Origin of the sequence: Pseudomonas sp. RGM2987 (assembly GCF_022952855.1) — a bacterium.
Lineage (GTDB): Bacteria > Pseudomonadota > Gammaproteobacteria > Pseudomonadales > Pseudomonadaceae > Aquipseudomonas.
Genome location: NZ_JALJDX010000086.1, coordinates 1 through 8,662 on the forward strand (window position 1 = coordinate 1; position 8,662 = coordinate 8,662).

Annotated in this window: 5 protein-coding genes; 1 reads left to right on the forward strand and 4 read right to left on the reverse strand. The window is 64.0% G+C overall.

Annotation, left to right across the window (positions count from 1 at the left end; all coding sequences use genetic code 11):
• Nucleotides 1-96: 96 nt before the first annotated feature.
• Nucleotides 97-543, reverse strand: a complete 447-nt coding sequence (gene cadR / locus RGM2987_RS01300; RefSeq protein ID WP_245138311.1) for a Cd(II)/Pb(II)-responsive transcriptional regulator — start codon at nucleotides 541-543, stop codon at nucleotides 97-99.
• Between the two features lie 86 nt (nucleotides 544-629).
• Here cadR and RGM2987_RS01305 point away from each other — a divergent pair, with 86 nt between their 5' ends.
• Nucleotides 630-2,849, forward strand: coding sequence for a heavy metal translocating P-type ATPase (locus tag RGM2987_RS01305; RefSeq protein WP_245138312.1), 2,220 nt, complete (start codon nucleotides 630-632; stop codon nucleotides 2,847-2,849).
• 271 nt (nucleotides 2,850-3,120) lie between these two features.
• On the opposite strand, the gene RGM2987_RS01310 is transcribed toward RGM2987_RS01305, so the two are convergent.
• The 3 genes from RGM2987_RS01310 to RGM2987_RS01320 are packed head-to-tail and all read right to left on the reverse strand — an operon-like array spanning nucleotide 3,121 to nucleotide 8,329.
• Complete coding sequence (locus RGM2987_RS01310) at nucleotides 3,121-6,168, reverse strand: efflux RND transporter permease subunit (RefSeq protein WP_245138313.1); 3,048 nt, start codon at nucleotides 6,166-6,168, stop codon at nucleotides 3,121-3,123.
• Nucleotides 6,165-7,229 carry an efflux RND transporter periplasmic adaptor subunit gene (locus tag RGM2987_RS01315; protein ID WP_245138314.1) on the reverse strand — a complete coding sequence of 355 codons (1,065 nt, stop codon included), beginning with the start codon at nucleotides 7,227-7,229 and terminating at the stop codon, nucleotides 6,165-6,167. The genes RGM2987_RS01310 and RGM2987_RS01315 overlap by 4 nt, the downstream gene beginning before the upstream one ends.
• Nucleotides 7,226-8,329 (reverse strand): efflux RND transporter periplasmic adaptor subunit, encoded by a 1,104-nt coding sequence (locus RGM2987_RS01320; protein WP_245138315.1) that lies wholly within the window; start codon nucleotides 8,327-8,329, stop codon nucleotides 7,226-7,228. The genes RGM2987_RS01315 and RGM2987_RS01320 overlap by 4 nt, the downstream gene beginning before the upstream one ends.
• Between the last annotated feature and the right edge of the window lie 333 nt (nucleotides 8,330-8,662).

The window sequence follows — 8,662 nt, forward strand, 5'->3', positions numbered from 1 at the left end:
GGTCAGTTAAGGAAATCTTGCCTGACCCGCCGCCTTCGCGAGCAAGCCCGCTCCCACACTGGATCTCCATGACCTTCAAGTTGGCGCCAAAGGCATTCAATGCCCATGACTTCTACCCACATGTGAATGCTCCACCTCCGGCGCCACCGCCCCGCTCACCTCCAGGCGCTGCAAGATCCCGCATTGATCCAGGTCCGGCCCTTCGCCGCAGCGATGGCGCAGGTCGATCAGTTGTGCCTGCAAGGCCAGCAGGCCATCGATGCGGGCCTTGACGTGGTGGATGTGTTCGTCGATCAGCGCATTGACGCTCTCGCACTGGTCCCGGGGGCTGTCTCGCAGCGCCAGGAGGCTGCGGATTTCTTCCAGGGTCATGTCCAGGGTGCGGCAGTTGCGGATGAACGTCAGCCGCTCGGCATGGGCCTGGGTGTAGACGCGGTAATTGCCGTCGCTGCGGGCCGGTTCCGGCAACAGCCCCTCGCGCTCGTAGTAGCGGATGGTCTCGACCTGGCAGTCGGTGATTTTCGCCAGCTCTCCGATCTTCATGACATGGCCTCTCAACTCGGTGCTTGACCCTATAGTGGCTACAGGGTCTTTACTGTGCAACAGGCACTTTCATGGATAAGACCCCGATGAGCGACTCTCTCCACATCCACAAGCCCGACCACGGCCATGACCATGGCCACTCCTGTTGCGCCTCGAAAGCCGCACCGGCAGTGGTCAACCTCGGCAAGACGCCGACGGACGGCGCACGGCTGAGCAGTTTTCGCATCGAGGCCATGGATTGCCCCACCGAGCAAACGCTGATCCAGAACAAGCTCGGCAAGCTCGATGGCGTGCAGCAGCTGGAATTCAACCTGATCAACCGCGTATTGGGTGTAACCCACGCATTGCCCAGCGACGCCCCCATCATCGAGGCGATCCAGTCCCTCGGCATGCAGGCCGAACCGCTGACGCCGGGCCAGGAAAAAACCACAAACCCATTGCCCACCCCGGCCAAGCCCTGGTGGCCATTGGCGCTGTCCGGTGTCACGGCCTTGGCCGCCGAGGTGATCCATTTCACTAATGCCGCGCCAAACTGGGTGGTCGCCCTGGTGGCGCTGGTGTCGATTCTCAGCGGCGGCCTCGGCACTTATAAAAAGGGCTGGATTGCCCTGAAGAATCTCAACCTGAACATCAACGCGCTGATGAGCATCGCGGTGACCGGTGCGGTGCTGATCGGGCAATGGCCAGAGGCGGCGATGGTGATGTTCCTGTTCACCGTGGCCGAATTGATCGAAGCCAAATCCCTCGACCGGGCGCGCAACGCCATCAGCGGGTTGATGCAAATGGCCCCGGAACAAGCCACGGTACAACAGGCCGATGGCAGCTGGCGGGAGCAAGAAGTGAAAGCCATCGCGCTCGGGGCGCGGGTGCGGCTTCGCCCGGGCGAGCGGGTTGGCCTGGACGGCGATGTGGTCGCCGGCCGTTCGACCATCGACCAGGCGCCGATCACCGGCGAGAGTCTGCCGGTGGAAAAAACCGTGGGCGACAAAGTCTTCGCCGGCACCATCAACCAGGCCGGCGAGCTGGAGTTCACCGTCACCGCCGCGGCCGATCAATCGACCCTGGCGCGGATCATCCACGCCGTGGAGCAGGCCCAGGGCTCGCGCGCACCGACCCAGCGCTTCGTCGACCGATTCTCGACAATCTACACGCCGGCAGTGTTTGCCCTCGCCCTCGCGGTGGCGGTCATCCCGCCGCTGTTCATGGGCGCGGCGTGGTTCGACTGGATCTACCGGGCGCTGGTGTTGCTGGTAGTGGCCTGCCCTTGTGCATTGGTGATTTCCACCCCGGTGACCATCGTCAGCGGTCTTGCCGCCGCAGCGCGCAAAGGCATCCTGGTCAAGGGCGGCGTTTACCTGGAGGGTGGCTACAAACTCGACTACCTGGCCTTGGACAAGACCGGCACGATCACTCACGGCAAGCCGGTGCAAACCGATTACCTGGCGCTGGACCCGAGCCTGGAAACCAGCGCCCCGGCCCTGGCCGCCAGCCTCGCCGCCCGCTCCGACCACCCGGTGTCGAAGGCGATTGCCACTGCGGCTGTGGATAAACAATGGGCGCCGCAGATTGTGGATAACTTCCAGGCGTTGCCGGGACGCGGTGTGCGCGGCGATATCGGCGGCAAGACTTATCACTTGGGCAATCATCGCCTGGTGGAAGACCTGGGCCTGTGTTCACCAGAGCTGGAGGAGCAACTCTTCGCCCTGGAAAAACAGGGCAAATCGGTAGTGCTACTGCTCGATGGCACCGGCCCGCTGGCGTTGTTCGCCGTGGCCGACACGGTGAAGGACTCCAGCCGCGAAGCCATCCGGCAGCTGCATGACCTGGGCATCAAGACCCTGATGCTCACCGGCGACAACGCCCACACCGCCGAGGCGATTGCCGCGCAGGTGGGCATGGATCAGGCCCGGGGCGACCTGTTGCCGGAAGACAAACTGCGGGCCATAGAGGACTTGTACGCCAAAGGACATCGTGTCGGCATGGTCGGCGACGGCATCAACGACGCCCCGGCCCTGGCTCGCTCGGAAATCGGCTTCGCCATGGCGGCAGCCGGGACCGATACGGCCATCGAGACCGCCGACGTCGCCTTGATGGACGATGACCTGCGCAAGATCCCGGCGTTCATTCGCCTGTCGCGCCAGACCTCACGCATCCTGAAGCAAAACATCGCCCTGGCGCTGGTGATCAAGGCGATCTTCCTCGGCGTGACCTTCGCCGGATTCGCCACGATGTGGATGGCGGTGTTTGCCGATATGGGCGTGAGCTTGCTGGTGGTGTTCAATGGGTTGCGGTTGGTGCGTAAGTAAGGTCGCGGTCGATTAGGCGGACGCCTTCGCGGGTAAACCCGCTCCCACAGGGGAGGCGGGCGGATACAGAATCTGTATTCACAGCGCCGCCTTTGTGGGAGCGGGCTTGCTCGCGAAAGCGTCGGCACAGTCAATATCCATTTTGTCAGACACACCCTCTTCGCGAGCAAGCCCGCTCCCACGGTTTTTCCTAGTTGCCTACAGAAATTGCGCTCGTCGCGAAGGCCCAGCGGGAGCAAGCTCCCTCGCCACAGGGCCGAGTACAGCCCCTTCAATCACGCTTCGGCTCACGGATCTTGTACCAGGCCACATACAACGCCGGCAGGAACAGCAACGTCAGCAGCGTGGCGATGATGATCCCGCCGATCATTGCGTACGCCATGGGCCCCCAGAACACTTCCCGGGCAATCGGGATCATCCCCAGGCTCGCCGCCGCCGCGGTGAGCAGGATCGGCCGACGCCGGTGTTCGGTGGCTTCCACCACCGCATCCCAGGGCTCATAGCCGTCACGTTCGTATTCATCGATCTGGGTCACCAGGATCACCGAGTTACGGATGATGATGCCGATCAGCGCCAGGATCCCGAGGATCGCCACAAAGCCCATGGGCGTGCCCGTCGGCACCAGCGCCAGCACCACACCGATCAAGCCGAGGGGCGCGACGCTCGCCACCAGGAACAGCTTCTGCACGCTGTGCAACTGGATCATCAGGAACGTCGCCATCAGAAACAGCATCAGCGGCACGACACTGGCGATCGGCCCTTGGGCCTTGCTGCTCTCTTCCACCGTACCGCCGGTGGCGACCTTGTAGCCCACCGGCAGGCCGGCGGCGAACTTGTCGATGTCCGGTTGCAGTTGCTTCACCAGGTCGGTGGGCTGGATCTCATCGCGCACGGCGGCCTTGATGGTAATGGTCGGCTTGCGGTCGCGGCGCCACACCAACGGCTGCTCCAGTTCATAGCGCACGGTGGCGAACGCCAGCAACGGAATCGAGGTGCCGCCCGGCGTGACGATCTGCAGGTTCTGCAGGGTCTCGGGCGAGCCCCGCTCGGCATCTTCGGCGCGCCCCACCACGTTGATCAGGTAGATATCGTCGTCGACCTGGGTCACCGGTGAGCCACTGACGATGCTGTTCATCAGCCGGGCGACGTCATCGGAGGACAAGCCCAACTGCCGCGCCTTGTCCTGGGCAATATCGATGCGCAGGACCTTGCCCGGCTCGTTCCAGTCGTAAATGATTTCGCCGATGTGCGAGTTCTTGTCCAGTTCGGTGGCCAGTTCGATGGCGTGCTTGCGCACCTGGTCGATGTCCTTGCCACTGACCCGGTACTGGATCGGCCGCCCCACCGGCGGGCCCATCTCCAGGGACTGCACGTAGCTGCCGATCCCGACGAAGTCCTCGCGCAAGCGCTTTTGCAGACGCTCGGTGAGCGCCGTGCGCGACTCCAGGCCCTTGCTGACGATCACCAATTGCGCGTAGTACGGGTTCTGCAGTTGTTGGTCCAGCGGCAGGTAGAAGCGAATCGCACCCTCGCCGATGTAAGTGCTCCAGCGCTCGATGTCCGGGTCGCCCTTGAGGCTCGCTTCCAGGCGATCGACCGCCTTGCGGGTCTCGTCCATCGACGCGTTTTGCGGCAGGTTCAGGTCGACGAGGATTTCCGGCCGATCAGAGGACGGGAAGAACTGGTTCTGCACGAAACGCATGCAGAACACCGCCAGCACGAACAGCAGCACCGTGATGCCGATGGCCCACCAGCGATTACGCATCGACCACAGCAGGCCACTGTTGAACGCCCGGCCGATCCGCCCCGGCTCCTTGTCGTGGGGCTTTACGTTGGTGCTGAGGATGTGCACGCCGATCACCGGGGCAAACAGCACCGCGACGATCCACGACACCAGCATCGCCACGGCAATCACCGCGAACAGGGTAAAGGTGTACTCGCCCGCCGAGCTGGCGTTGAGGCCGATGGGCACGAAGCCGGCCACGGTCACCAGGGTCCCGGTGAGCATCGGGAACGCGGTCGAGGTATAGGCGAACGTGGCCGCCTGGTCCTTGGTTTCGCCTTTCTCCAGGCGCGTGACCATCATTTCCACGGTGATCATCGCGTCGTCCACCAGCAGGCCGAGGGCGATGATCAACGCGCCGAGGGAAATCCGCTGCATGGTGATGCCGCTGTACTCCATGAACACAAAGACCATCGCCAGCACCAGCGGAATCGAGCAGGCGACCACCAGCCCGGCACGTATACCGAGGCTGACGAAGCTGACGATCAGCACGATCACCACCGCCTCGAACAAGGCGCTTGTGAAGCCGCCGACCGCCTCCTTCACCACTTCGGCCTGATCCGACACGGTGTGCACGCCAACGCCCACCGGCAGGTCGGCGGTCAACTCGGTCATCCGCGCATGCAGGGCCTTGCCGAATTCCTGGATGTTGCCGCCCTTCTTCATCGCGATGGCGAGGCCAATGGCCGGCGTGCCGTTGAAGCGGAACATCGGCGTGGCCGGGTCGACGTAGCCGCGACTGATGTCCGCGATGTCCGCCAGTCGATAGAACCGGTCATTGAGCCGCAGGTTGACGTTCGCCAGGTCTTTTTCCGACTGGAACTGCCCCGACGTGCGCACGGAAATCCGCTCCGGTCCGGCGTCGATCACCCCGGCAGGCGTCACTGCGTTCTGCGATTGCAGGCTTTGCACCACCTGGCGCTGGTCGATCCCCAGCGCGGCGAGTTTGCGGGTGGAGAAGTTCAGGTACAGCACTTCATCCTGCTCGCCGATCATTTCCACCTTGCCCAAACCGGGCACCTCGCGGATCTCGGCCCGCACCTGTTCCACATAGTCGCGCAGTTGGCGCATCGACAGGCCGTCGCCGGTGAAGGCGTAGACCGAACCGTAGACATCGCCGAACTCGTCGTTGAACCCCGGCCCCTGCAGGCCCTCGGGGAAATCGCCGCGAATGTCGTTGATCTTCTTGCGCACCTGGTACCAGATCTCGGGGATGTCCTTGGCGCTGGTGGTGTCGCGCAGGTACACGAACACCGTCGACTCCCCGGGGCGGGTGTAGCTTTTCACGTAGTCGAGGGAATCGAGTTCTTCTAGTTTCTTCTCGATGCGGTCGGTGACTTGCTTGAGGGTTTCTTCCTGGGTCGCGCCGGGCCAGCGCGTCTGGATGATCATGGTCTTGATGGTGAACGAGGGGTCCTCTTCACGCCCCAGGTTCATGTACGAGAACACGCCCATCAGCAACCCGACGAACATCAGGTACCAGACGAACGACTGATGCCGCAGGGCCCATTCGGATAAGTTGAAAGGCCCTTTCATCGTGCGTCCTCGTCGAGTTTCACTTTCTGCCCCGGCTTGAGGCTGTTCACCCCAGCGCTGACCACGCGGTCGCCGGGCTTGATGCCGTTGGCCACCAGCACCGAGTCGGCCGAACGCTCCAGAATCTTCACGTCGCGGGGCGAGACAGTCTGGCTCTGCGGGTCGATCAGCCAGATGCGTGCCTTGCCGTCGACCTCTTGCAGCGCACTGAGCGGCAATTCGATACGCGGCTCGATCGCCGAGCTCAGGGTCACGCTGATGGCGGTGCCCAGGCGAAAGCCCGGTGGCGTCTCGGTCAGCGTCAGCCGCGCCCTGCGCGTGCGGGTGGCGCTCTGGGCCTGGGGCTCGATCTCGCGCACGACGGCGGTGGTATGGGTGGTCGGGTCAAGTTGCGCGGCGACTTCGAACACCACATCGGCGGGCAACCGGTCGACGAGGTCGGCCGGCAGGTCGATCACCGCCTCCTTGATATCGGGGCGGGCGAGGGTCACCACTTGCTGGCCGGCGGTCACCACCTGCCCGGCTTCGGCACTCCAGGCGGTGACGACGGCATCGTGGTCGGTGTGCAGCTCGCTGTAGTTGAGCTGGTCACGAGCCTGCTCGACCGAGGCCCGCGCCTGTTCGAGGGCAGCACCGGTGGTTTTCAGATCGGTCTGGGCAATGTCCAGCTGCGCCTGGGCACCGACGCCCCGGTCGAACAACTGTTGCTGGCGACGGGCATTGGCCTGGGCATTGATGTATTGCGCCTCTATCCGCGCCAGATCGCCCTGGGCGGCGCGCAACTGGTTCTGTTGATCGGTGGGATCGAGGGTGGCGAGCAAGTCGCCTTTCTTCACCTCGGCGCCGACATCGACGTTGCGGCTGGCGATCCGTCCCGGCACGCGGAAACCGACATTGGTTTCGTAGCGCGCCTGGATATTCCCGGCGAACCGGCCCAGGGCCTGTTGATCCAGGGCCCGGACTTCGACCGACAGCACCGGACGCACCGGCGCAGGCGGCGCTTCTTCCTTCGAACAGGCTGCCAGCAAGAGGCCAGCCGAGACCATCCACAAGCGCTTCATGGCTGGGCTCCTGTCGGGGATTTGTCATGGGTGTTTTCGGCAATCTCGACTCGCACGCCGGGATGCAGCAATTGCCCGCCCGCAGTGACGACTTTCTCACCGCCCTTGAGGCCGTCACTGATGATGACCTTGCCGGTCAGGTAGCGGCCGACGGTGACGGTCTGCAACCGTGCCTTGCCCTCGCCATCCACCAGCCACACGGCCGGCTCACTGAGGTTCTTGGTCAATGCCGACCAGGGCAACTCGACGGCGGTCTTGCCTGCGGCCTTGACCGTGGCGCTGACCACCGAGCCGAGACGCATGCCCTCGGGCAGGTCGTTGAGGGTGACCTTGACCTGCACCGTGCCGGTCTGCGCGGACACCGCCGGGGTGATCTCGCGCACCGTGCCGGTGGCCTGGATCGCCGGATTGTCCAGCAGGCTGATGACAATCCCCGGATCCGACGGCGGTTCGCGCAACAGCGACTCGTAGATGTTGAACACCGCGTCGCGCTCGCCATCGCGGGCCAGGCTGAAGATCGGTTCCGTGGCCTGCACCACCTGGCCGACCTCGGCCTGGCGCGCGGTGATGATGCCGGGTGCATCGGCGATCAGTGCGGTATAGCTCAGTTGCTCACGGGCGTTGGCCAGCTGGGCCTGGGCAGCGGTCAGCGCGCTCTGGCTGCTGCGCAACTGCGCCTGGGCCGCGTCGTATTCGCTCTGGCTGGTGTAGCCCTTGGGCAGCAGTTTCTGCTGGCGCACGAACGCCGCCGCACTCTGCTTGACCCGCGCCTGTTCGGCCGCGACCTGGGCCTCGGCGGAGTCGACGCTGGTCTGCAAGTCACGGGGATCGAGACGGGCCAGCACTTGCCGGGCCGAGACCCGGGCACCGACATCGACCTTGCGCTCGATGATCTTGCCGCCCACGCGAAACGACAAATCGGTTTGCACCCGCGCCTGGACATCGCCGGTGAGCGTCACCGAGGCGGCGTACTCGCTGGGCACGGCCTGCTGCACGAAAACCCGCGGCAGGGCTTTTTCCTCGGGCTTCTTGTCACCACACCCCGCCAACAACGCACACAAGCCCAGGCCAACTACCAGTTTGATTCGGGGACCAGCCATGCAGACTCCTTTGCGCTGTACGGACGTACCAGTGACGGATACGACTGTGAGCTTAGAACAGGGTTCCAAGGATGCACAGGGTAGTGATGACGCAGAGGGGGTGGCGTGGTACTACGCGGATTAAACAGCGCCTGATAGACCGTAATCGTCGGATCGCCGCCCGGAGCAGGCTCCCACAGGGAGACTGTGGTCGATCTGTAATTTCGACTCCACACCCACCCAACGTGGCGAGGGAGCTTGCTCCCGCTGGCCTGCGAAGCAGTCGCTAAAGCGAGTCATGCGGTCAGTCTGGAAAATGCAGGGGCCTGCTTCGCAGGCCAGCGGGAGCAAGCT